Genomic DNA, 25,089 nt, shown 5'->3' with positions numbered 1-25,089 from the left:
AGGAATGCATATGGAAAACGGAACCCCGGATCCCTTCGCGATGCCCTCCGGCATGGGAGGGGCCTTCTCCGCGTACTCCGCCCTCGCCGGCCTCGGATCGACCCGCTTCATCGAAGGACCCGACGGCACGCGCGTCGTGTTCTACGAGCGATCGAACGTCGTCGACGAGTCGGTTCCCGACGTCGAGACGCGCATGACGTTCGCAGGGCACTTCGCCGTCAATGATAGGTTCTTTACGCCGGGCGCACCAAACCTCGACGGCGGTCTCGGAGCCGACTTCCAAGACGAAGGCGAGCCTGTGGCAGCCTGGGTCTGGCTCAAGGAACCTGCCGACGAAGAGAATCGCGCTAAGCTCGAGGCGTTCTTCGACTCCTCCTTCGGCGAAGACGGACTGCGCATGGACATCGCTCCCGAAGCGTTTCTGGACTTCGCGGACTCGAACTCGTGGGATGCCGACTCGGACAGCGAGGATGAATCCCTGTTCGAATAAGTGCGGCATTCGATCTGCATGCTCGAATCCGGCCTGCGCGCATGTCGCACGAGGGCAACGGCGGCGAAGAAGCCGCCGCACGCCCGGACGCAGAAACCAAGGATCGAACGGAACGGGGCCCGGCATACTTGCCGGGCCCCGTCTCATACCGTGCTGGAAGGAAGCGCTAGCTCTCAGGGTAGAACCCGCTGGGCTCCTCGCCGAGGTTGATCATGATGTTCTTCGTCTGGGTGTAGTGCTCGAGCATGACCTTGTGCGTCTCGCGACCGATGCCGGACTCCTTATAGCCTCCGAACGGCGCGCCGGACGGGATCTGGTTGTAGGTGTTCACCCACATGCGGCCCGTGCGCACGCCCTGCGCCACGCGGAAGGCGCGGTTGATGTCACGGGTCCACACGGCGCCGCCCAGGCCGTAGACCGAGTCGTTGGCCAGGTCGATGACCTCCTGCTCGTCCTTGAACTTGATGACCACGGCCACGGGGCCGAAGATCTCCTCCTGCGCCACGCGGCACGAGTTGTTGGGCACCTCGATGAGCGTCGGCTTGAGGAACGCGCCTTTGGCCAGCTCGCCCTCGGTGGCGCGCTCGCCGCCGCAGAGGACGCGTCCGCCCTCCTGCTTGGCAATCTCAATGTAGTCGAGGATCTTGTTCATCTGGCCTTGGTCGATCTGGCTGCCCATCTGGGTGTCGTCCTCCCAAGGCATACCGACCTTCACCTTCGAGAACGCCTCGCACGCGTCCTCGACGAACTTGTCGTAGATGTCCTCGTGCACGAAGATGCGGCTGCCGGCGCAGCACACCTGGCCCTGGTTGAACAGGATACCCAGCTGCACGCCGTCCAGCATCATGTCCCACTTGCAGTCGGGGAAGATGATGTTGGCGGACTTGCCGCCCAGCTCCAGCGTGGCTGGGATCAGGCGCTCGGCAGCCGCACGGGCCACGTCGCGGCCCACCTCGGTGGAGCCGGTGAACGCGAGCTTGCTGATCTTGGGATTGTCGAGGATGTACTGGCCCGACTTCGAGCCGCGGCCCGTGACCACGTTGAACACGCCGGCCGGGATGATACCCTCGGTGAGCTTCGCCAGCTCCAATACCGTGAGCGAGGTGGTGGACGACGGCTTGAACACCGTGCAGTCGCCGGCGGCGAGCACCGGGGCCAGCTTCCAGGCGGCCATGAGGAATGGGAAGTTCCACGGCACGATCTGGCCCACGACACCGATGGGCTCGTGCAGCACGAGGGACATCATATTGCCGGGAAGCATATCGGCCTCGCCGGTGTCGGCCAGGAGCACGCCGGCGAAGTAGCGGAAGTGGTCGACGGAGTACGCCACGTCGATGGCGCGCGTCTCGCGGATGGGCTTGCCGTTGTCGAGCGACTCGAGCAGCGCGAGCTTCTCGGCGTTGGCCTCGATGACGTCGGCGACCTTGTTCAGGATGATGGCGCGCTCGGCCTTGTCGGTCTTGCCCCAGATCTCGAAGGCCCTCCACGCCGCGTCGACCGCGCGGTCGACGTCGTCTTTCGTGGCGTCGGCGATGGTGGAGAGCTGCTCGCCGTTGGCGGGGCAGAACACATCGAGCGTGCCCCCGTCCGAGGCGTCAACCCATTGGCCGTCGATGTAGAGCTGGTAGGATTTCTGAGCGGGATTTTCCATTCGTGCATCCTTTCTTCCGGCGACGGGCGCGCCGCCACTCCCAACCTCGCGGCCAGCATGACCGCTGCCCTCAGCATACCGCGCGCCTCCCCCGCGTGTCAGTCGACGTTTTATGGAAAGCCGTCAACGGTCGAGAAACGCTGCTGATGAAGTAACATTCGGAGCGTCCGACGAGCCGACGGTACGTCGGCGCCCATGAACGACCGACCGCGCGAAGGTAAAAGCTCTGTTAAATCGGCGGGTGCAAGGGCCGAGCGGGTTTACCATGCGGGGCAACGATCCGAACCGCAAAGGAGCCCGCATGCAAGACATCCTCCCGTTCGCCAAGCTGCAAGGCTTGGGAAACGATTTCATCCTGCTCGACGGGCTTGCGAAGGGCATCGACCTCTCGCCCGGCCAGATAGCGCATATGTGCGACCGTCATTTTGGCATCGGGGCCGACGGCGTGATCGTTGTCCGTCCTTCCCCGCAACCCGGATGCGCAGCCTACATGCACTACGTAAACGCCGACGGCACGCCCGCCCAGATGTGCGGCAACGGCGTACGCTGCTTCGCGAAGTTCCTGGTCGACAACGGATACGTGCCGGCGGCGAACGGGAAGCTCGTGGCCGACACACCCGCCGGCCCGCGGCCCATCGCATTCGAGGTGGACGCCGCGGGGATGCTGACGCGCGCCACGGTGGATATGGGGCGGCCCGTGCTCGACCCGGCGCTCGTGCCGGTGGACGCCGAGCCCGATGCGGTGGCGCTCTTCGGCGAGCCGTTCGCGGGCGCGCTCTCGCTCGACTCGCCCTGGGGGCCGTTCGCGTTCGCGTGCGTGTCGATGGGCAACCCGCACGCGGTGTGCTTCCTGGACGACGTCGATCTCGACGTGTTCGACGTGGACACGATCGGGGCGTTCTTCGAATCTCACCCCGCCTTCCCCGAGAAGGCGAACGTGGAGTTCGCCGTCGTCGGGCCGCACGGCATCGCGATGCGCGTGTACGAGCGCGGGTGCGGCGAGACGCTCGCCTGCGGCACGGGCGCGTGCGCGACGGCCGTGGCGGCCTGCCTGACCGGCCGCGCGACTCGCGAGACCGACGTGCTGCTGCGCGGAGGCGCGCTGCACATCCGTTGGGCCGACGACGGGCACGTCATGATGACCGGCCCGGCCGCAGAGTCGTTCCGCGGCACCGTATCCCTGCGAGAAAGGAACCCTGCATGAGAACCGCCGCCTGCCTCGACCGCATGGCACCCTACCTGTTCGCCCAGATCGATGCGAAGCGCGACGCGCTCAGAGCGCAGGGCGCCGACGTCATCTCCCTCGGCATCGGCGACCCCGACACGCCCACGCCGCCACATATCGTGGAAGCCATGGCCGCCGCCATCCGCAAGCCGGAAAACCATCGGTATCCCGACTACGCCGGCTCGCTCGCGTACCGCACGACCTGCACCGACTGGATGCGCTCACGTTTCGGCGTGGAGGTGGACCCTGAGCGCGAGGTGCTCGCGCTCATCGGCAGCAAGGAGGGCATTGCACACTTGCACACCGCGTTCGTGGATCCCGGCGACTGGGTGCTCGCGCCGTCCATCGGCTACCCTGTGTACTCCGGCGGCGCTACGCTGCAAAGTGCGAACACCTTCTTCATGCCCATGCGCGAGGAAGACGGCTTTCTGGCCGACTTCGCGCAGGTGCCCGCCGACGTGCTGGCGAAGGCGAAGATCATGTTCCTGGGCTACCCGAACAATCCCACCGGCGCCTGCGCCACCGAGGGGTACTTCGACACCGCCATCGCGTTCTGCCTCGAGCACGACCTGTTGCTCGCGCACGACAACGCCTACTGCGACATCTGCTTCGACGGCTACCGCGCGCCCTCCATCTTGGAGCGGCCGCGCGCGAAGGAGTGCTGCATCGAGTTCTTCAGCCTGTCGAAGTCCTACAACATGACCGGTTGGCGCATCGCGTTTTGCTGCGGCAACGAGGCCGCCGTGCAGGCATTGGGTATGGTGAAGAACAACCTGGACTCCGGACAGTTCGCCGCCGTGCAGGACGCCGCCATCGCCGCGCTTTCCGGCGACCAGCAGTGCGTGGCCGACCTCTGCGCGCTCTACCGGCGCCGTCGCGATCTGGTGGTGGAGGCACTGCGCGCTATCGGGCTTTCGTGCGATGCGCCGAGGGCCACCATCTACGTGTGGGCGAAGGTGCCCGCCGGCGAGACGAGCGAGTCGTTCGCCACGAAGCTGTTGGTGCGCGCGCACGTCATCGTCACGCCGGGCAGCGGCTACGGCCCCGGCGGCGAGGGCTACGTGCGCATCTCGCTCACCACGCCCGACGATCGCCTGCTCGAGGCCGTTCGCCGCATCAAGGAGACGATGGCGTAGAAGCGAGGGAGCAAGCGGACCCCCCCCCGGTTCGCAGCAAGCCGGGGGGGTCCGAAGGATACCAGCTCCCGTCTTCTGCAGAAGCCGGCTATCCACGGGCAGACGCCTTTTCCTCGCATAGATATAGTACGCAAAGGTAGAAAAAGGGCAAGATCGGAACTAAGGGCCCTTCGCAGCGTCGAGTAGTTTCGGCGGCTGGCAAGCCGCCGAAACCTTACATGTAGAACAGCAGGTCGTTGTAGGTGGGCACGGGCCAGTGGTCGCGGTCGACGACGACCTCGATGGCATCCACGGCGGCGCGGAGCTTCTCCATGATAGGGAGGACGCGGTGCGCGTTGTCGCTCGCGCGCTCCTGTTGGTCGGCGATCTCGACATTGGCGTGATGGGCCGCGTCGAGCGCTTGCAGCTGCGCGTCGATCTCGCGCACACCGGCCAGCAGCTTCTCCAGCAGCTTCTCCTGTTGGCCCACCTCGGCATCGGCGTTCACGGCGCGCACCGCGCAGATGTGACCGGCCACCTCGGCCGCGTAGCCGTTGATGGCGGGCAGGTAGGCGCGGCGCACCATGCGCTTCATCGTGCGTGCCTCGATGTTGATGAGCTTGTTGTACTTCTCCAGCTTCACCTCGTAGCGGCTGTGCACCTCGGCCTCGGTGAGCACGCCGAACTCCTCGAACAGCGCGATGCTCGCAGGCGCGACGAAGCACGGCAGCGCGTCGGCCGTCGTGCGGTGATTCGCCAGGCCGCGGCGCTCGGCCTCCGCCGGCCATTCGTCGGCGTAGCCGTTGCCGTTGAAGATGATGCGTCGGTGCGCGACAAGGACGTCTTTGAGGTAGGCGAGGGCGGCCGCCTCGAACTCCTCGCCGGACTTGCCCTCCATCGCGTCGGCGAAGCTTTTCAGGCTCTTCGCCATGGCCGTGTTGAGGATCATGTTGCAGTCCGACAGGTTCACGGCCGAGCCCGGCATGCGGAACTCGAACTTGTTGCCCGTGAACGCGAACGGCGAGGTGCGGTTGCGGTCGGTGTTGTCCTTGAGGAAGTTCGGCAGCACGGCCACGCCCAGATCCATGGCCACCTTGTCGGCCGAGGTGTAGACGTGGTCGTCGATGAGCGCGTCAACGATGGCCCCCAGCTCATCGCCCAGGAAGACGGAGATGATGGCGGGCGGGGCCTCGTTCGCGCCGAGGCGATGGTCGTTGCCGGCCGAAGCCACCGACATGCGCAAAAGCTCCTGGTAGTCGTCCACCGCCTGGATGACGCCCGTCAGGAACACGAGGAAGCGCAGGTTGTCCATGGGCGTCTCACCCGGGTCGAGCAGGTTGGTCTTGCCGGCCGATATGGACCAGTTGTTGTGCTTGCCCGAGCCGTTGATGCCCTCGAACGGCTTCTCGTGCTGCAGGCACACCAAGCCGTAATGGCTGGCCAGCAGGCGCATCTTCTCCATCGTGAGCAGGTTCTCGTCGATGGCGCGGTTGCTGTTGGTGAAGATGGGTGCCAGCTCGTGCTGGGCGGGGGCCACCTCGTTGTGCTTGGTCTTGGCGGACACGCCGATCTTCCACAGCTCGTCGTCGAGCTCCTTCATGAACTCATTCACCGACGGGCGGATGGCGCCGAAGTAGTGCTCCTCGAGCTCCTGGCCCTTGCAGGGCGGATAGCCGAACAGCGTGCGGCCGCACATGATGAGGTCCTGACGCTTCGCGTAATCCTTCTCTGAGATGAGGAAGTATTCCTGCTCCGACCCCACGGTGGTGGTCACGCGGGCCGGTGCCTCCCCGAACAGCTCGAGCACGCGCTTGGCCTGCTCGTCGATGGCGCTCATGGAGCGCAGAAGCGGCGTCTTCTTGTCAAGCGCCTCGCCGGTATAGCTGCAGAACGCAGTGGGGATGCACAGCACCTCATCCTTGATGAACGCGTAGCTCGTGGGGTCCCAGGCCGTGTAGCCGCGGGCCTCGAAGGTGGCACGCAGGCCGCCGGAGGGGAACGACGACGCGTCCGGCTCGCCCTGGATCAGCTCCTTGCCAGAGAAGCTCATGATGGCGCGGCCGTCGGGGCCGGGATCGATGAAGCTGTCGTGCTTCTCCGACGTGATGCCGCTCAAGGGCTGGAACCAGTGCGTGAAGTGCGTGGCGCCCTTCTCAATTGCCCACTCCTTCATGGCGTGGGCCACGACGTTGGCCACCTCTATCTCCAGCGGCTCGCCTTGCTTCATGGTTTTGAGCAGGCTCTTGTACGTCGCCGAGGGCAGACGCTCCTGCATCGTGTGCTCGTTGAACACCATCGAGCCGTACGTATCCGAAACTCGTGCCATAGGGTAGCTCCTCACTCGTCGATGCCGGCCCACCTTCGCCAGCCTTGCCGTTCCCACTTCCCCATCCACGCTACCGTCGCTGTGTTTCAAGGGGTTTTCCACTTGGAAAACTCCTGTTACGTCGAGGCGTCCATCCGGGTCATGCGGCGACACCGTGTTTCCAACAGGTGAAATCATGTGGCGAGCGCCACGGAGACTGCATCGGGCGCGTACAATCGAAAGACGTTTGGAGAACGCCTTTGAACGTGAGGAGACCCATGGCAAAGCACATTTTCGTAACCGGCGGCGTCGTCTCGTCGCTCGGCAAGGGCATCACCGCAGCCTCGCTCGGCCACCTGCTGAAAGCGCGCGGCTACCGCGTGACCATGCAGAAGATGGATCCCTACCTCAATGTGGATCCCGGCACCATGAGCCCCTTTCAGCATGGGGAGGTGTTCGTGACCGAGGACGGCCATGAGGGCGACCTTGACCTTGGGCATTACGAGCGCTTCATCGACGAGAACCTCTCGCGCGAATCCAACTTTACGCAGGGATCTATCTATCGCTCACTCATCGCGCGCGAGCGGCGCGGCGACTTCCTCGGCGGCACGGTGCAGGTGATCCCGCACGTCACCGAGGCCATCAAGGAACGGCTGCAGCGCATCGCCAAGCAGTCGGGCGCCGACATCGTCATCTCCGAGATCGGCGGCACCATCGGCGACATCGAGTCGCTGCCTTTCATAGAGGCCGCACGCCAGTTCAAGAAGGAGCGCCCCGTCGGCGACGTGCTGTTCGTGCACGTTACGCTCGTGCCCTACATCGCCGCGGCCCACGAGGTGAAGACGAAGCCCACGCAGCATTCGGTGAAGGAGCTGCGGTCGCTCGGCGTGCAGCCAGACTTCATCGTGTGCCGTAGCGACCATGCCGTCACCAAGCCTGTTCGCGAGAAGATCGCGCTGTTCTGCGACGTGCGGCCCGAGGAGGTGCTGGCCTGCGTCGACGCGGAATCCATCTACGAGGTGCCGCTCATGCTGCACGACCAGCGTTTCGACGAGTTGGCGCTCGCGCGGATGGGGCTCGAGGCGCCCGAGGCCGATCTTGCGCCCTTGCGCTCGTTCATCGGGGCCTCGCGCGCCTGCGAGGGCCAAGTGCGCATCGCGGTGGTGGGCAAGTATGTGAGCCTGCCCGACGCCTACCTCTCGGTGATGGAGGCGCTCGGGCACGCGGGCGTTGCCTGTGGACGCCATGTGGACGTGCGCCTCGTGGACGGCGAGGAGGTCGGAGACGGCAACGCCGCCGATGTGCTGGCAGACGTCGACGGCGTTCTCGTGCCGGGAGGCTTCGGCGAGCGCGCCTTCGAGGGGAAGATAGCCGCCGCACGCTATGCGCGCGAGAACGGGTTGCCCTTCCTCGGCATCTGCCTTGGGTTGCAGGCCGCCGTATGCGAGTTCGCGCGCCACGTGGCCGGCATGCCGGGCGCGACCTCCGCCGAGTTCGACGCGGAGGCGGCCTTCCCCGTGATCGACCTCATGCCCGAGCAGGAGGATGTGGAGGATAAGGGCGGCACCATGCGCTTGGGAGCCTACCCCTGCCGCGTGATGCCGGGCACACGCGCGCACGGGGCATACGGGGAGGAAGTGGTCTACGAACGGCATCGCCATCGCTACGAGGTGAACAACGCGTATCGCGATGCGTTGCAAGAGGCGGGGCTCGTCGTATCCGGCGTGTCGCCCGACGGCCGGCTCATCGAGATGGTAGAGCTGGAAGAGCATCCCTGGTTCGTGGCCAGCCAGGGCCACCCCGAGTTCAAGAGCCGTCCCACCCGCCCGCATCCGCTGTTCCTGGGGTTGGTCGAGGCGGCCGTAGCGAGACGGGGCGGAATGCCGTCTTGAGCCCCCCCCCGACGATCTCGGCGCCGCCGCTCAGTTTGCGTACAGGGCGGCGTAGGGTCGGACGGTGGTGGGCCTCAAGCGGTGGAAGCCTTCACCGGACTCGTCCAGAGGCTCGTCGAGGTCGGCGGCAAAGCACTCGTTATAGCGCCTGAGCAGCGCGCCGATGACCGTGCGATCCACTTCGTCGGCAGGCTCCTGCACGAGGCCCGCGGACACCTCGTCCTCGCCGATCGGGTGCCTCAGGTAGATCACGCCGCCGTGCATGCCGGTGGCCAGATGCCTTCCCGGCTTCCCCAGAAGCACGATGATGCCGCCGGCCAGGTACTCGCCGAGAAAGCTGCCCGCGTCGCCGCCGATGACGATGGCAGGGCGCTTGCCCTCGAACTGCTTCATGTGGATGCCCACGCGCCAGCCGCAGCCGTCGCGCACGAGGATCTGCCCGCCGCGCATGCCGTATCCCGCCGCGTCGCCGCAGCGGCCGTGCACCACGATGCAGCCGTCGTTCATGGTGTTGCCGATCTGGTCCTGCGCGTTGCCGAACACCTCGATCTCGCCGCCGTCCAAATAGCAAGCCAAGTCGTTGCCGGGGACGCCGTGTATCCTGAGCGTCTTGCCCGCCGGCATCGCGCAGCCTAGATAGCGCTGGGCGAACACCCCGTTCACTTCTACCGTATCGTTCTGCGAAAGGGCCTCGCGCACCGTCGCGTTCGCCTCGGCGAAGTGCGCGGTGCCCAGCGTCACGGAAACCGTCTTGCCCATCGTATTCCTCACTCTCCCGCATGCTTCACGCCGAGGATCTCCCGTTCCTTATCGCTCAGCCCCACGCCGCGCAGCATGAGGCGGTTGCCCCGAAGGCTGTCGATGGCGTTGATGCCCATGCCGCCCATCATCTCCTGGATCTCGTGGTTCCAGGCGCGCACGAGGTTGACCACGCGCTCGGCGGCGATCTCCGGGTTGAGCCGGCGCGTGAGCTCGGGACGCTGCGTGGCGATACCCCAGTTGCAGCGGCCGCTCGCGCAGTCCTGGCACTGGTGGCACCCGAGCGCGATGAGCGCAGCGCTCGCGCAGTACACGGCGTCGGCCCCGAGCGCGACCGCGCGCACCACATCCGCCGAGTTGCGGATGGATCCCGCGGCCACGAGGCTCACCTTCGAGCGAATGCCCTCGTCGCATAGGCGCTGGTCGACCGCCGCGAGCGCGAGCTCCAGAGGAATGCCCACGTTGTCGCGAATGCGCAGGGGCGCCGCTCCCGTGCCGCCGCGGAAGCCGTCCAACACGATGACGTCCGCGCCGGCGCGCGCCATGCCGCTGGCGATGGCGGACGCGTTGTGCACGGCGGCGATCTTCACGGCGACGGGCTTCTCGTAGCGCGTGGCCTCCTTGAGCGAGTAGATGAGCTGGCGCAGATCCTCGATGGAGTAGATGTCGTGATGCGGCGCGGGCGAGATGGCGTCGGTGCCGCGCGGAATCATGCGGGTCTGCGAAACCTCCTCGTTGATCTTCTCGCCGGGCAAATGGCCGCCGATGCCCGGTTTCGCGCCCTGGCCGATCTTGATCTCAACCATCGCGCCCGCGTTCAGATAGCGCGCGTCCACGCCGAAGCGGCCGCTCGCCACCTGCACCACGGCGTGTTCCCCGTAGCACTCGAGGTCTTTATGCAGGCCGCCCTCACCGGTGTTGAAGTAGGTGCCCAGCTCCTCGGCGGCCATGGCGAGCGCCTTCTGCGTGTTGAGCGAGATGGAGCCGAAGCTCATGGCCGAGAACATCAGCGGCACGTCGAGCTTGATCTGCGGCGGCATCTTCGACATCACCCGGCGCCCGCACTCGTCCACCTTGAGCGCATCGGGGCGGCTGCCCAAGAGCACACGGGTCTCCATGGGCTCGCGCAGAGGATCGATGGACGGGTTCGTCACCTGGCTCGCGTTCAGCAGCAGATGATCCCAGTAGAGGGGATAGGGCTGCGGGTTGCCCATCGACGAGAGCAGCACCGCGCCGGTCTGCGCCTGTTTGGCGATGTCCTGCATTGCGCCGAGCGTCCAGTTGTTCGAGCCGTTTCCCACCTGGGGCCACCGCGTGATGGCGAGGGCCTGCGTAGGGCACATGACCACACAGCGCTGGCAGTTCACGCACGCGCGGTGGTTGGCGATGACGCGTCCGAGCTCCTCGTCCACCTTGTGTACCTCGTTGCTGCACGAGCGCTCGCACACACCGCACCGGACGCACTGGTCGGCGTCGCGCAGCACCTTGTAGCGCGGAAGCAGGTAGTCCTGCATGCCCCTCACGCCCCTTTCTCACGTTGAACCACGAAAGGCTCGCCGCCTTCGATGGAGCGCACGTTCTGCACGTCGGGGCAGACCACCTCGATGGCAGCCTGCTCGGAAGCGAGGTACACCATGCTGCCCTTCTCGCCCGCCATGAGCGCGCGCAGCTTCAGGCGGTCGTTGAGCGCGAGCAGCCCCTCGTCCGAGCCGAGGATCACCGACATCGGGCCGTTCACGAGCGCGCTCGCGTACACGCAGCGCAGCGCCGTCTCGAACGCGGCACGCCCGGATTCCATCTTGTCGATCTCGTCCCAGGCGCTCGCGCACATGATGTGTGCGGCCATCTCCTGCGAGAAGCCGTGCCGGCGCACCAGCAGGTCGAACAGGTACGTGATGACCTCGGTGTCGGTTTTGAGCGTGCAATCATAGCCGAACTGCTCGACGTAGCGGCGGTTGGCGTCGTAGCTGGATATCTCGCCGTTGTGCACGATGGACCAGTTGAGCAGCGTGAACGGATGCGCGCCGCCCCACCATCCAGGTGTGTTCGTGGGAAAGCGCCCGTGCGCCGTCCACAGCCATGCCCCGTATTCCTCGATGCGGTAGAACGCGCCGATGTCCTCGGGATAGCCCACGCCCTTGAACGCGCCCATGTTCTTGCCCGACGAGGCCACGAACGCCCCGGGGATGTCCGCGTTGATATGGAACACGTGCTGCATGGTGTACTCGGCCTCGTCGAGGCCGCTCAGCGAGAGCTTTATCGGATGCGGCGCGAGGAAGTAGCGCCAGACGTCCGGCGGATCCTGGATGCCCTTCACCGGCTCGGTGGGGATGCGCTCCTGTTTCTCGCTCGTGAAATGCTCGTCAAGGTATGCCTCGGTGCGGTCGCGCGCCTCCTTGCTCTCGTACATGACATGGAACGCGTGCAGCTCCGCGAACTCGGGGTAGATGCCGTAGGCCGCGAACCCGCCGCCCAGTCCGTTGCTGCGATCGTGCATGAGCGCGATCGATTTCAGGATGTCGCTGCCGCCATGGCGCGCACCGCTTCTGTCCATGATGCCGGCGATGGCGCATCCGGAGGGAATGCGCACGTCGCCTTCGCGCAGTGTCGCCCGCTTTCTCATCGATGGGCTCCTCGTCTCTTGCATGCGTCTCACGTTGGTCTCCTGAGCGGAAACAGAGGCTGCATCCTCGCAGAAAGGCGCGGGCAAGGGAGGTCCGCCAAAAGCACCGCGCCTTTCCATGAGGATGCATGGCCCTCGTTTCCGCTATGACTTCAGCTTACGGGGTCAATGTTTCCGCCGTGTAGAGCCCCTGTTTCGATCGGGTTTCAACGTGAAAGAGGGCGGCATCGCTGCCACCCTCTTTCACCAACGCGCCCTGTTCTTTGCGCGCTCATCGGTTTCGTCCGTCCCGAGACGGTCGGTCTTTTCGACGCCGCCCTAGCCGCGCTTGCCCTGCTTGTCGTTCAGCAGGCGGTTGAGCGCGTTCAGATACGCCTTGGTGGATGAAACCACGATGTCGCCGTCCGCCCCGCGGCCCGTGTATACGTCGCCGTCCGGCGCGGTCACGCGGATGGTCACCTCTCCAAGGGCGTCGATGCCGCGGGTGACGGACTGCACCGAGAACTCCGTGAGATCATTGTCGACCTGGACAATCTTGTTCACGGCCTTGCACATGGCGTCGACCGGGCCCGTGCCGAACTCGCACGCCGTGACCACTTGGTCGGCCTGATTGCGAAGCGTAACCGTCGCCGTGGGCGTGAGCGGGAACCCGCAGCTGATCTGCACGCCTTCGAGCGAGTACAGCGCGCTCTCGTTGCGCTCGCGCTCGTTGACCAGGCTCTCGAGATCCTCGTCATACACTTCCTTCTTCTTGTCGGCCAGATTGAGGAAGGCGTCATACACCTGGTCGAGCGGCTCGCCCTCCAGCTCGTAGCCCAACTCCTCCAGGCGGTGCTTGAGCGCCGCATGGCCCGAGCGCGCCGTGAGCACGATCTGGCTCTGGCCTGCGCCCACGTCAGCCGGGTCGATGATCTCGTAGGTATCGCGCTTTTTGAGCACGCCGTCCTGGTGGATGCCGGAGGAGTGCGCGAAGGCGTTGGCCCCTACGATGGCCTTGTTGGCCTGCACGCCCATGCCGGTGATAGATGATACGAGACGGCTCGCCTTTATGAACTCACGCGTGTTGATGTCGGTGTGGGCGTCCAGCTCCTCGCCATGCATCTTTATCGCCATGACCACTTCCTCCATAGCGGTGTTGCCGGCGCGCTCGCCCAAACCGTTGATTGTGCATTCGATCTGCGCTGCACCGCATCTTACGCCGGCAAGCGACAACGCCGTAGCCATGCCAAGGTCGTTATGGCAGTGTACCGACACGGTGGCGTTCTCGATGCCGTCCACATGATTCATGAGGTATTCGATACGCGCGCCGAACTCCTCGGGAAGAGAATATCCCGTCGTGTCAGGAATGTTCACCACCGTCGCACCGGCTTTGATGACGGCCTCGATGACGCGCGCCAGAAAAGCGTAATCGCTGCGCCCGGCATCTTCGGCATAGAATTCAACATCCTCGACGTACTTCTTGGCGTAGGCGACGCACTTCACAGCGCGCTCGACGCACTCGTCCTCGGTGATGCGCAGCTTGTCGCGCATATGGCTGGGGCTCACGCCGATACCGGTATGAATGCGGGGACGCTTGCAGTACTTGAGCGCATCGGCCGCCGAATCGATATCCTTCTCGACTGCGCGCGTGAGGGCGCAGACGGTAGCCTGATCACCGGCAAGTTCAGCGATGCGACGCACGGACTCGAAGTCGCCAGGGCTCGAGATGGGGAAGCCTGCCTCGATGACGTCGACGCCCAAGCGTAGAAGCTGACGCGCGATGACCAGTTTCTCCTCGGTGTTCATGGATGCGCCCGGCGATTGCTCGCCGTCGCGCAACGTGGTGTCGAAGATGGCAATCTTGCGCGTCATATGCGTACTTCCTTTCCGTGTTGTGCCAGCCGCAGCGTGCCTCTCTGCACGGCGGCCCTATCAAGTACCTGCACCATCATAACAAAGCAGCACCCCGCCAGTCGCGGGATTCGCGCCGCTCGCTCCGAAGCTACAATCTGATGTACCAGAGGTTCGCAAGGCCGCTCACGCCTTCGCGCAGCTCGGCGAGCACCGTATCGTCCACGGCGCCTTCAACGTTCACGTATACGAGCGCTCGCTGCTCGTCGGGTTTCGTGCAGATTTGCATCGTGGTGATATTGATGCCCTGCTCGCCCAGGATCGTGCCGATAACGCCGACGCGACCCGGAGCATCCTCGTACTCGAACACGAGCGATTGCCCAGCTGGAGCGATGTCCAGCTTATAGCCAAGCAACGAGACCAGACGGGCGCCGTGAGCCTCATCCGCGAGCGTGCAGGCTATCTCGGTACCGTCGGCCACGATGGAAACCGCCGAGGCATAGCCCTCCGCGTCGGCATGCGACAACGTTTCGACCTTGATGCCGTGGCGCTTCGCCATAGACTCGGCGTTCACCGGCGTGACCATGGCCACCCGCTTGTACGAGAGCAGGCCCTTGAGCGTGCCCGCTACGAGGATGGACAGGTCGACCGTGGAGAGCGATCCGGCCGCAGTGAGCTTGAGGTACTGGGGTATCTCGCCATCCATCTGGGCAAGGATGCTACCCATCATCTGGCAAGCGGGCACATAGGGTCCTACCGCATCCATGACCTCGGGCGGCAGCGGCGCCATGTTGAGAGCCGTGGGCACAATGGACCCATCGAGACCTGCGGCCACGTACTCGGCCGTCTGCACGCCGGCGCGGCGCTGGGCTTCAACGGTGCTCGCGCTCAGATGGGGCGTGAGGATGGCGTTCTCGAACTCATGGAGCGGGCTTTCCGCACAGGGCTCGTCCTGGAAGACGTCCAAACCGACCGCGCCTATCTTGCCGGCAGCCAGGAAATCGGCAAGCGAGTCGACGTTGTAGATGCCGGCCCGAGCCGTATTGATCAGGATGACGCCGTCTTTCATACGGGCAAACTGATCGGGACCGAACATGCCTATGGTCTCCTTCGTCTTGGGAAGGTGCACCGTGACGAAGTCTGCAAGCGGCAGAATCGCCTCCACGTCGTCGTACAGCGTTACGCCCAGCTGCTCCGCGCGACCAGGGCTGCAGTACGGGTCGTAGCCGATAAGCTTCATACCGAACGCTTTGGCCCGCTCCGCCACGAGCCCGCCGATGCGGCCCAGGCCGAAAATGGCGAGCGTCTTCTCGTACAGCTCGGTGCCGACGAAGCGGTTGCGCTCCCATTTGCCCTCATGCATGGAAGCATTCGCCTGCGCGATGTTGCGCGCGCAGGCCAGCATAAGCGCCATCGTATGCTCGGCCGCCGACACGAGGTTGGAAGTGGGAGCATTGCATACGATGATCCCGCGCTCAGTGGCGGCATCCAGGTCCACGCTGTCGACCACCACGCCCGCGCGCCCGATGACGCGCAGCTTCTCGGCGGCTTCGATAACGTCGCGCGAAACCTTCGTAGCCGACCTGATAACGAGCGCATCGTAGTCGGGGATGGTCGCTATAAGCTCCTCTGGCGTCATGTCCAGCCTGACGTCGACCTCAAGCCCTCTGTCGCGCAGAGCCTCGAGTCCGGCGTCAGCTACCTTCTCGGTCACGAGCACTTTTTTTGCTGCCATACCAATACGCTCCCATCCTGCCGACGACGATTCCACCGGTTCGATATTCTACCGCGCGTACAGCGCACTCGACACAGAATATAACGAACGACATGAGAAAACGCCGCTGCCGGCACCTGCCGACAGCGGCGGCGCGTTCGGCAGAGCGATATGATCGCCTCACCGGTACGCGTCGGGCTTCCGCAACGCCCAGAAAGCGATCATCGCTCGCGGAAGTCGGCATCCCGAAGATCGCTCTGCTTTCCGGGTGGCACGCAACCCGAGCGCGGCGCGCAGCACATCCCTGTCGGACGGCACGTCGGGCAACATGCGTCCCGGCCTACCTCCGCACGAAGGAGAACATGGAGCGAATGCTCTCGCCCACCTGCTCGATCGGGGCCTGGGCGTGCTCATCGCGCTGCTCCTTCAGCCATGCCTGGCCGTTCTCGGAGTCCTCCATGAACTCGTGGGCGAAGCTGCCATCCTGGATGCGCTCGAGGATGGTCTTCATCGCAGCCTTCGCCTCGTCGGTGATCACCTGGGGACCGGCGTAGTAGTCGCCATACTCGGCCGTGTTCGAGATGGAGTAGCGCATGTTCGACATGCCGCCCTCGTACATGAGGTCCACGATGAGCTTCATCTCGTGGAAGCACTCGAAGTAGGCCATCTCGGGCGGGTAGCCCGCCTCGACGAGCGTCTCGAAGCCGGCGTTGATGAGGGCCGTCACGCCGCCGCAGAGCACCGCCTGCTCGCCGAACAGGTCGGTTTCCGTCTCGTTCTTGAACGTGGTCTCGATGACGCCGGCGCGCGCGCCGCCGATGCCCCACGCGTAGGACAGCGCCACGTCCTTGGCTGCGCCCGACGCGTCTTGGCTCACGCAGATGAGGCACGGCACGCCCGCGCCCTCGGTGAACACGCGGCGCACCATGTGGCCCGGGCCCTTCGGCGCGATCATGACGACGTCCACGTCCGCGGGCGGCTCGATGTAGCCGAAGTGGATGTTGAAGCCGTGCGCGAACGCGAGGGTGTCCCCCGCCTTGAGGTGCGGAGCGATGTCGGCCTCGTAGGTGGCGGCCTGGGTCTCGTCGGGCGTGAGGATCATGATGAGGTCGGCTTCCTCGGCGGCCTCGGCGACGCCCATCACCTTGAGGCCCGCCTCCTCGGCGGCCGCGCGCGACTTCGAGCCATCGCGCAGGCCCACGCGCACGTCGACCCCCGAGTCCTTCAGGTTGAGCGCGTGGGCGTGGCCCTGGCTTCCATACCCGATGATGGCCACCTTCTTGTCTTGGATGAGCTGGGGGTTCGCGTCGTTCTCGTGGTAGATCGTAACAGCCATGGTTGGTTTCCTTTCTGTTGGCTGAGGTTGCTAAGGTCAAACTGGTCCGGCAATGTCAGCGAGGAGCATCGGCCCGTTCCGCCGTTCGGCACGTGCGCTTTGCGCTACCCCGCGGGGAACGGCGGAATCTCATACGTCCTTGCTGTTGCGGGACATGGCGATCTTGCCGGTGCGAATGATCTCCTTGATGCCGTAGGCGCGAAAAAGGTCTTCCATACCTTTAAGCTTGCTCTCGTCCCCGGTCGCCTCGATGGTGAGGGAGCTCTTCCCCACGTCGACGATCTTCGCGCGAAAGACATTGGCGATCTCGATGATCTCGCTTCTGCGCTCGGGCGTGGCGTTCACCTTGAACAGCACGAGCTCGCGCTCGATGGCGCCCTCGTCGGTGAGGTCGTTGATCTTGTGCACGCTGATCAGCTTGTGCAGCTGCTTGGTGATCTGCTCGTAAGCCACCTCGTCGGCGTTCACGATGGCTGTGACGCGCGACATGGTGGGGTCCTCGGTGGGGCCCACCGACAGCGACTCGATGTTGAAGCCGCGCCGCGAAATGAGCCCCGTCACGCGCGAGAGCACGCCCGGCTTGTTCTCCACCAAAACGGATAGAATGTGCCTCATCGGGTGCCCCCTTTCCCGCCCGCAGCGCCGTCCGCCTCGGGCACGTCCGTGCGCACGGCCCCCACTGCCGCATCAATGGCTCCAATAACGTCATCGAGCGCACGGCCGGGCGCCACCATGGGGAATACGTTCTGGTCGCGCGAGATGGCCACGTCCAGCAGGTACGGCCCCTTGGCCGCCAGCATCGCTGCCAAGGCGGCGTCCAGCTCGTCGGGGCCCTCGACACGCGCGGCCTGCCAACCGTACGCGTCGGCCAGCTTCACGAAGTCGGGGTTGGCGTCGAGCAGCGTCGACGAGTAGCGCTCGCCGTAGAACAGGTGCTGCCACTGGTGCACCATCCCCAGGCAGCGGTTGTCCATGACGAGCACCTTCACCGGCACGCCGTGAATGCCCGCCGTGGCCATTTCCTGGCTGTTCATCTGGAACGACCCGTCGCCAGCCACGCACACCACCGTCTTGTCGGGACACCCGATGGCGGCTCCGATGGACGCCGGGAAGCCGAAGCCCATCGTGCCCAGGCCGCCCGACGAGATGAACGAGCGCGGGCATTCGCGCGCGATGTGCTGGGCGGCCCACATCTGGTGCTGTCCCACCTCGGTCACGACGATGCTCTGCTCAGGATCGAGCGCAGCGGAGAGCTTCTCCATCACCACCTCGGGCACGATCTCATCCGGAGCGTCGCCGACGTTCGGATGGTAGAACGGGTGGCGAAAGCGCCATTCGGCGATCTGCGCGAGCCACTCGGCCGTTCGAGGTTGGGCGTTCTCTTTCACGAGCTGGGCAACGACGTTCGCGAGAACGCCTTTGAGGTCGCCCACGATAGGGATCTGCGCCTCGCGCACTTTGCCGATCTCGGCCGGGTCGATATCGATATGGATGACCTCGGCATGCGGCGCGAACTCGTCGAGTCGCCCTGTCACACGATCGGAGAAACGAGCACCTGCCGCGATGATGAGATCGCTTTCCGTCATGGCGAGGTTCGCGTACTTCGAACCATGCATGCCCACAGGTCCGAGGTTCAGCTCATGCGACGCAGGGAACGCGCCTTTGCCCATAAGCGTGGTGACCACCGGGATGCGCATAAGTTCGGCAAGCGCCCTGAGTTCTTCCGAGGCGCCGGAGGACACCACGCCGCCGCCCACGTAGAGAACGGGCCGCTCGGCGCGGCGGATGCGAGCGACCGCCTGCCTGACCTGCTTGGCGTTGCCGCGGTAGGTGGGCTTGTATGAGGGCAGGCTCACCTCGTCGGGATACTCGAACACCAGCTCCTCACTGGCGAGGTCGCTCGGCACGTCGATGAGCACGGGGCCGGGACGCCCGGTCTTGGCGATATGGAACGCCTCCCGGAACGTAGCCGTCAGCTCGTCGGTGGATTGCAGCAGGTAGCTGTGCTTCACCACCGGCATGGTGATGCCCACGATGTCGGATTCCTGGAACGAGTCAGTGCCGATGACGCCGCGCGGCACCTGGCCCGTGATCACCACGAGCGGCACGCTGTCCATATAGGCCGTCGCGATGCCCGTCACCGTGTTCGTGGCGCCCGGGCCGCTCGTGACGATGGCCACGCCCACGTTGCCCGTGGCGCGCGCATAGCCGTCGGCCTCGTGCACGGCGCCCTGCTCGTGGCGCGACAGTACGTGCCTGATCCGGTCGGAGTCGTACAGCGCGTCGTAGATCTTGATGGCCTGCCCGCCCGGGTAGCCAAATACGAGGTCGACACCCTCGGCCTCGAGCGAGGCGACGACCGCCTGAGCTCCCGTCATCGTCATGCCCTGTTTGGGATTCTTGCTGCCAAGCCCTCGCGGCGCGCCCTTGGCCGCCGCCGTCGCGCCAGGCCGCGCGGCCGGCTGCTCGCGGCCCTCAGACGCGGCGGTCTCGGCGCCCTCCGATTGCTTGCGTGTATTCGTCATGACACATACGCCCCCTTGTCCGCTGATGAGACCAGTCTCGCGTACTTCGCGAGCACGCCATGGTCGTGCTTCGGCGCCGGCGGCGTCCAGACCGCGCGGCGGCGTTCGAGCTCGGCATCGTCCACGCGCAGCGTGAGCGCGCCGCCCTCGATGTCCACCGTCACCTGGTCGCCCTCCTCGATGAGCGCGATGGGGCCGCCCGCGGCCGCTTCGGGGCTCACGTGTCCCACGGCCGGGCCCTTCGTCGCGCCCGAAAAGCGCCCGTCGGTGATGAGCGCCACGCTCGTGGACAGGCCCATCCCCACGATGGACGAGGTGGGCGTCAGCATCTCGCGCATGCCCGGGCCGCCCTTCGGCCCCTCGTAGCGGATGACCACCACGTCGCCCGCCACGATCTTCCCGGCGTTGATGGCGGCGCAGGCCTCCTCCTCGCTGTCGAAGCAGCGCGCGGGGCCGGTATGCGTCATCATCGAGGGATCGACGGCCGACTTCTTCACGATGGCGCCATCGGGAGCGATGTTGCCGTGCAGCACCTTGAGCGCGCCCACTGGGGAGAAGGGGTTGTCGTGTGCGCGCACCACCTCGCCGTCCGCGCCGGCGCAGTGCTCGGCCATGTAGTCGAGGTAGTCCCCCATCGGGCCCATGCAGGTGAGCGCGCTGCGGTCGATGAGCCCTAAGCGGTCGAGTTCCGCCATGACCACGGGCACGCCTCCCACCTCGTACAGGTCGGTGAGCGGGCGCGGCCCCGAGGGCGCGAGCTTCACGAGGTGCGGCGTGCGCGCGCTCGCCGCGTCCCAGTCGTCCATCGTGATGGGATGGCCCGCCTCGCGGGCGATGGCCGTGAGGTGCAGCACCGTGTTCGTGGAGCCGCCGAAGGCCATGTCGCACTCCATGGCGTTGCGGATGGCGGCCTCGTTCACGATGTCGCGCGCGCAGACCCCCTGCTCCAAGAGCTCCATCACCTTCATGCCCGCGTGCTTCGCCAAGCGGATGCGCTCGGAGTACACCGCGGGGATGGTGCCGTTGCCGGGAAGCGCGATGCCGAGCGCCTCGGTGAGGCAGTTCATGGAGTTCGCCGTGAACATGCCTGAGCAGCTGCCGCAGGTGGGGCACGCCGTGTCCTCGTAGAACTTGAGCTCGTCCTCGGTCATCGTGCCGTTCGTGACCTGGGCCGCCCCGTCGAACAGTGTGTTGAGGTCGGTGGAGGGGCCGCAGCCGCCCGGATGGGTGCCAGCCAGCATCGGGCCGCCCGACACGAACACCGTGGGAATGTTCACGCGCAGCGCGCCCAGCAGCATGCCCGGCACGATCTTGTCGCAGTTTGGGATGCACACGAGCGCGTCGAAGGCGTGACCCTGCACCGCGCACTCCAGCGAGTCGGCGATGGCCTCGCGCGACACGAGGGAGTAGTGCATGCCGTCGTGGTTCATGGCGATGCCGTCGCACACGCCGATGGTTGATATCTCGAACGGCACGCCGCCGGCCATGTAGATGCCGGCCTTCACGGCCTCGGCGATCTTGTCGAGGTTGTTGTGCCCCGGGATGATGTCGTTTCGGGAGTTGAAGACGGCGACGAGCGGCCGCTCCAGCTCCTCGTCGGTGATCCCGTCGGCCTTGAGCAGGCTGCGGTGAGGGGCGCGCGCCGTGCCGCATCGTACGGCATCGCTGCGTAGCTGCATGTCCGATCCCTTCTCTCTGGATGCCCGGTTCCGGGTTCCGCCCATAAAAAAATCCTGCTGCAAGCAACGAGCTGCACCAGGACCACGGTTGCGAGAAAGGATGCACGACGGTCTAGCCGCAGCGCACGCTTAGACAAGTAACGGTTGTCGCCGGTTCAGCCCTACTTGCCCCGCGCACCGGACCGGAGATCGTCCATCCGCGCGCGAAACGTTCATGCCGAACTGCTCGGAGGGGGCTTTCGGACCGTCCACCGCCGGCTCGCAGCTTTCCGCCGGCTCTCTGGAAGATGGATTCGTCCCTACTGGTCCTCGTCATCGCATTTCGATCTATGAGGTTGTTGGACGCCAGTATACCTCTCGTTCGAGCAGCCGCAAGCAAAACTTCGACGATCGAAGGATTCCCGCAGCAAATCCACATGGCCGCGGTCGATGAGAAAAAACGCCGTCGGCCCACGATCGGACTCAGGCGGCGTCCCTGAGAAGATGCGAGCGAGAAGGTCAGTGCATGCTGGCCATGATCATGATGGCGACGGCAGCCTTGGCACCCTCCACCGACTCAAGAAAGCGGTCAACGTCCTCGTCGGTGTTGTACAGCGCCAGGCTCGCGCGACAGGTGGCCCGCTCGCCGAGGAAGCGCACGAGGGGCTCGGCGCAGTGCGCCCCCGCACGGACGGCGACGTTGTCGCGCGCGAGCGCAGCGGCCACGTCGTTCGCGTCCACGCCGCTGACGTTGAACGAAACGACGCCGCAACGCAGAGGCTCGTCGTCCTCGAACGTTCCGTCCGCCCGCGTCGCGCCATGCACGCGCACACCCGGAACGGCCGCGAGGCCCGAGAGCAGGCGCTCGAGCAGATGCCGCTCATGGTCGCGCACCGCATCGTAGCCTAGCTCCAGCATGAACCGCATGGCCTCGGCCAGGCCCACGGCTCCAGCGATGTTCGGCGTGCCGGCCTCGAATCGCGCGGGAGCGAGCGCGAACGCGGCATCCTGCTCGAACACGCTCTCGATCATGCCGCCTCCTCGCAGCAAGGGCTCCATGCCCTCAAGGAGCTCGCGACGGCCGTACAGCACTCCCGTACCCAGAGGCCCGAACATCTTATGCGCAGAAAACGCCAGGAAGTCGGCCCCGAGCGCGGAGACGTCGACCGGCAGATGCGCCACGCTCTGCGCACAATCCGCCACCAGCACGCCGCCCACCGCATGCACGGCGTCGGCGATGCGCCGCACAGGCTGCACGCTTCCCAGCACGTTCGACACGTGGGCCACGGCCGCGATCCTCGTCCGCGGGCCCACCTTTTCCGCAATCTCCTCGTCCGAGATGCGGCCCTCCTCGTCGGGCAGCAGGTACACGAGCTTCGCTCCCGTGAGCTTCGCCACGGCCTGCCAGGGCAGGAGGTTGCTGTGGTGCTCGGCCATGGTGATGGCCACCTCGTCGCCCGGCGCCAGGCGGTTCGCGCCGTACGAGAAGGCCACGAGGTTGAGCCCCGCTGTCGCTCCCGACGTAAATATGATCTCGTCGTCGGCCGCGCCGATGAAGGCGGCCGCCATGCGCCGCGCCTTCTCGTAGAGCTTCGTCGACGTCTTCGCCAGCGAGTATACGCCACGCGAGGCGTTCGCGTTCGCACACCGGTAGAAGTACTCCTGCGACGACAGAACGCATTCGGGCTTGTGCGTAGTGGCGGCGTTGTCCAAATACGCGAGCGGCCGCTTGAGCTGCTGCCCCGCCGCCACGAGCGGAAACTGCGCGCGCACGGCCGCCACGTCGAGCGAGCCCGCGCCCCCCGAGGCGGAGCTCGCCGCCGGGCGCGGCGCCGAGCTCCTCTCGGGGAAAGTATTGTGGTTGGTGGGAAGTCCCATCCTCTCCCCTATTCTCCGAGCTTGCCGAGCTCTTGCAGGCGCTGCGCCACGTCGTCGAGCCCATATTTCGCAAGCTCTGACTTCTTCGGATAGCCTTTCTCGTTCAGGCCGTCATGGGCGTAGAGCTTCGTCTTCACCTCTTCGAACTTGTCGCGGTCGAGCGTGCGGCCCATGTTCGTGCTGTACACCCACTCGCCGTTCTCGACGGCGGGCATGAAGTACGGCGTGCTCGTGGGCACATCGTAGATGTACTTCGCGAACTGCTCGTCCTCCCGCTCGCGACCCTGCTCGATCCAGATGGCGCGGTCGAGGAGGAGAAACTTGCGGCCGTAGTCCAAGCTCTCCTCGTATGTCAGCTCTCGCCCGGTGACCGCCTTGAAGAATCCCAGCTCGAAGCGCGGGGATGCGCCGCCGTAATCGTCCGGGCTGAAGTTCACGAAGTTCACGAGGTTCGGCCAGGCCCAATCGCACATGCCCATGCTCTGGATCCAGAAACGTCCGTGGTAGCGGTACCATTCGGTAGTCTCCACCATGAGGTCGGAGTACATGCCCTCCTCGCTGAAATCGAGGCACTTCGGATCCGAAAGCCCCACGAGTCCCGTGATCTCGGACACGAAATCCTCGGCGGAGAGCCAGTCGCCTCCCAGGCCCTTCCACAGCATGGGCGTCCAATGGATGATCCAGTTGAGGCCATGCTCGTTGATGTCGCGCTCGTTCAGGATGGTGGCGTAGCCCCACTCCGCCTCGACGCGCGGGTCGTAGTGCATGCAGTAGCCCCAGTACGGGCGCTCGAGCAGCCCCGTAGCGGTATCCTCCTCCCAGCGTCCCCACTTCATGGCCGCGCGCGCCAAGCCTTCGGCCAGATCGTCGCCGATCTCTTCGCGGTACGCGATGCGCTTGATCAGCGTATCGGGAAAGACCACGTTATCGAACCGGTCGAAGGGTAGATCGGTGTCTATTTCCATACCCTCGCCCAAAACGCCCATCTTGTTGAGGTTGCGCAGATACGGGAGGAAATCGACCTCGAATGCGTCGATGCCCAGGTCGTTCAGGATCGTGTTCACGTACAGCTGATCCTCCGTCTTACCGCTCGCAGTGTAGTACAGGCTGGAGTTGCACGTGGCTTCATTGCCGACGCGGCCCGCTACGTTGATGCGGCAGTTGCGGAAGCAGCCGAGGCATCCTTCGGGACGGCCCGTGGTGTCCTTGAGGGTCAGGTTGAACGTGCTGAAACCGGGCTGACGGATGATCTCGCCCATGGCGCCGAACGACAGGCTCGCCAGCTCGGCAGTGGGGTTGTCCACATGGTAGCCATAATCGCGCTGCAGTTCGATGCGCAGGTCGATGAGGGTCGCAGGATCGGCCACCTCGAAGCTCTTCGATCCGAGGAAGCTGATCGCCTTCAGGTTCTTCGCGCCCCACACAGCACCGAAGCCGCTTTGGCCGGCCACGTGGCCGGCGTCGTGCGTGATGGTGGCCGTGCGCACGAGATTCTCGCCAGCCGGCCCGATGGCCAGAACCGAGGGCCTATCCGTCGAGCGGCCGCCGTCGCGGCTGCGGGTGAACTCGAACCAGCCGCCGTCGGGAGTCTGGTGCGTCACCTCGCTCCAGATCAGCTCCTGGGTTTCCCATGTGCCCTTGCCCCAGAGCCCTTCGGCATCGTGGAAGGTCACCTCGTCGTTCACCACGCTCACCCATACGCGCCGCTCGGCTTTGCCGAGGACGACGCACGCGTCGAAGCCGGCGGCCTTCATCGAGCCTGCGATGCGCCCGCCAATGCTCGATCGCGTGTACCATTCAGGATACGCGAAGGGCCCGAGCCCCGTCATTTCGATGCGGGCCGAGGACGCCGGGACGAGCGTGCCGGAGAAGGGGTTGCACGAGAAGACGATGACGTTCTTCGGGTCGTAGGCCTGCACGCTCTTGTCCTCGCAATAGTCCCAGAACAGCTTCGAGCACAGGCCGTGCCCGCCTATCCACTCGTCGACGTAGGGGGCGCTGTCGACGATCTCGTAACTCTCGTCGGCGAGGTTGATGACGAGGATGCCCCCCGCGTAACCGTATTTCGTATCAGACATCGTGGTCCTT

General features: G+C 65.4%; 17 protein-coding genes. 4 read left to right on the top strand and 13 right to left on the bottom strand.

What is annotated here, in order from left to right; genetic code table 11:
- Positions 1-10: 10 nt before the first annotated feature.
- A complete protein-coding gene (locus C2L71_RS05955) occupies positions 11-490 on the top strand; it encodes a hypothetical protein (protein ID WP_103264872.1) in 480 nt (159 codons plus the stop codon).
- Positions 491-656: 166 nt separating this feature from the next.
- Here the strand turns inward: C2L71_RS05955 and C2L71_RS05950 are convergent, their stop codons facing one another.
- Positions 657-2,141, bottom strand: a complete 1,485-nt coding sequence (locus tag C2L71_RS05950; protein WP_103264871.1) for an aldehyde dehydrogenase family protein — start codon at positions 2,139-2,141, stop codon at positions 657-659.
- A gap of 301 nt (positions 2,142-2,442) precedes the next feature.
- Here C2L71_RS05950 and dapF point away from each other — a divergent pair, with 301 nt between their 5' ends.
- Together dapF and C2L71_RS05940 are read left to right on the top strand one after the other, a co-directional pair.
- On the top strand, positions 2,443-3,345 hold the full coding sequence (gene dapF, locus C2L71_RS05945; RefSeq protein ID WP_157938932.1) for a diaminopimelate epimerase: 903 nt from the start codon (positions 2,443-2,445) through the stop codon (positions 3,343-3,345).
- Complete coding sequence (locus C2L71_RS05940; RefSeq protein ID WP_103264869.1) at positions 3,342-4,502, top strand: LL-diaminopimelate aminotransferase; 1,161 nt, start codon at positions 3,342-3,344, stop codon at positions 4,500-4,502. Before dapF ends, C2L71_RS05940 begins: the two co-directional genes overlap by 4 nt.
- 214 nt (positions 4,503-4,716) lie before the next feature.
- Here C2L71_RS05940 and C2L71_RS05935 read toward each other — a convergent pair whose 3' ends face one another.
- The gene (locus C2L71_RS05935; protein ID WP_103264868.1) at positions 4,717-6,807 is read right to left on the bottom strand and encodes a glutamine synthetase III family protein; all 2,091 of its coding nucleotides are present in this window, start codon (positions 6,805-6,807) and stop codon (positions 4,717-4,719) included.
- Positions 6,808-7,064: 257 nt separating this feature from the next.
- On the opposite strand from C2L71_RS05935, the gene C2L71_RS05930 reads away from it, so the two are divergent.
- On the top strand, positions 7,065-8,678 hold the full coding sequence (locus C2L71_RS05930; protein WP_103264867.1) for a CTP synthase: 1,614 nt from the start codon (positions 7,065-7,067) through the stop codon (positions 8,676-8,678).
- Between the two features lie 30 nt (positions 8,679-8,708).
- Here C2L71_RS05930 and C2L71_RS05925 read toward each other — a convergent pair whose 3' ends face one another.
- The 11 genes from C2L71_RS05925 to C2L71_RS05875 form a co-directional block, all read right to left on the bottom strand.
- A complete protein-coding gene (locus C2L71_RS05925) occupies positions 8,709-9,437 on the bottom strand; it encodes a GltB/FmdC/FwdC-like GXGXG domain-containing protein (RefSeq protein ID WP_103264866.1) in 729 nt (242 codons plus the stop codon).
- Positions 9,438-9,445: 8 nt separating this feature from the next.
- Entirely contained in the window at positions 9,446-10,951 is a 1,506-nt protein-coding gene (locus tag C2L71_RS05920) for a glutamate synthase-related protein (protein ID WP_103264865.1), read from the bottom strand.
- Between the two features lie 5 nt (positions 10,952-10,956).
- Positions 10,957-12,060, bottom strand: coding sequence for a class II glutamine amidotransferase (locus C2L71_RS05915; protein WP_103264864.1), 1,104 nt, complete (start codon positions 12,058-12,060; stop codon positions 10,957-10,959).
- 318 nt (positions 12,061-12,378) lie between these two features.
- Positions 12,379-13,911 (bottom strand): 2-isopropylmalate synthase, encoded by a 1,533-nt coding sequence (locus C2L71_RS05910; protein WP_103264863.1) that lies wholly within the window; start codon positions 13,909-13,911, stop codon positions 12,379-12,381.
- A gap of 130 nt (positions 13,912-14,041) precedes the next feature.
- Positions 14,042-15,625, bottom strand: coding sequence for a phosphoglycerate dehydrogenase (gene serA / locus C2L71_RS05905; protein WP_103264862.1), 1,584 nt, complete (start codon positions 15,623-15,625; stop codon positions 14,042-14,044).
- Positions 15,626-15,944: 319 nt separating this feature from the next.
- Positions 15,945-16,940 (bottom strand): ketol-acid reductoisomerase, encoded by a 996-nt coding sequence (ilvC, locus tag C2L71_RS05900; RefSeq protein ID WP_103264861.1) that lies wholly within the window; start codon positions 16,938-16,940, stop codon positions 15,945-15,947.
- 129 nt (positions 16,941-17,069) lie between these two features.
- The gene (gene ilvN / locus C2L71_RS05895) at positions 17,070-17,555 is read right to left on the bottom strand and encodes an acetolactate synthase small subunit (RefSeq protein WP_103264860.1); all 486 of its coding nucleotides are present in this window, start codon (positions 17,553-17,555) and stop codon (positions 17,070-17,072) included.
- Positions 17,552-19,465 carry a biosynthetic-type acetolactate synthase large subunit gene (gene ilvB, locus C2L71_RS05890; RefSeq protein ID WP_103264859.1) on the bottom strand — a complete coding sequence of 638 codons (1,914 nt, stop codon included), beginning with the start codon at positions 19,463-19,465 and terminating at the stop codon, positions 17,552-17,554. The genes ilvN and ilvB overlap by 4 nt, the downstream gene beginning before the upstream one ends.
- The gene (gene ilvD / locus C2L71_RS05885) at positions 19,462-21,144 is read right to left on the bottom strand and encodes a dihydroxy-acid dehydratase (protein WP_103264858.1); all 1,683 of its coding nucleotides are present in this window, start codon (positions 21,142-21,144) and stop codon (positions 19,462-19,464) included. The genes ilvB and ilvD overlap by 4 nt, the downstream gene beginning before the upstream one ends.
- Before the next feature lie 498 nt (positions 21,145-21,642).
- On the bottom strand, positions 21,643-23,001 hold the full coding sequence (locus C2L71_RS05880; protein WP_103264857.1) for an aminotransferase class V-fold PLP-dependent enzyme: 1,359 nt from the start codon (positions 22,999-23,001) through the stop codon (positions 21,643-21,645).
- Positions 23,002-23,009: 8 nt separating this feature from the next.
- Positions 23,010-25,079, bottom strand: coding sequence for an aldehyde ferredoxin oxidoreductase N-terminal domain-containing protein (locus C2L71_RS05875; RefSeq protein WP_103264856.1), 2,070 nt, complete (start codon positions 25,077-25,079; stop codon positions 23,010-23,012).
- Positions 25,080-25,089 lie beyond the last annotated feature (10 nt).

The organism is Enteroscipio rubneri (genome assembly GCF_002899715.1).
In the GTDB taxonomy this organism is placed as follows: Bacteria; Actinomycetota; Coriobacteriia; order Coriobacteriales; family Eggerthellaceae; genus Enteroscipio; species Enteroscipio rubneri.
The sequence above is the reverse complement of the archived record's forward strand: the minus strand, read 5'-3'. Positions and strand labels throughout refer to the sequence as shown.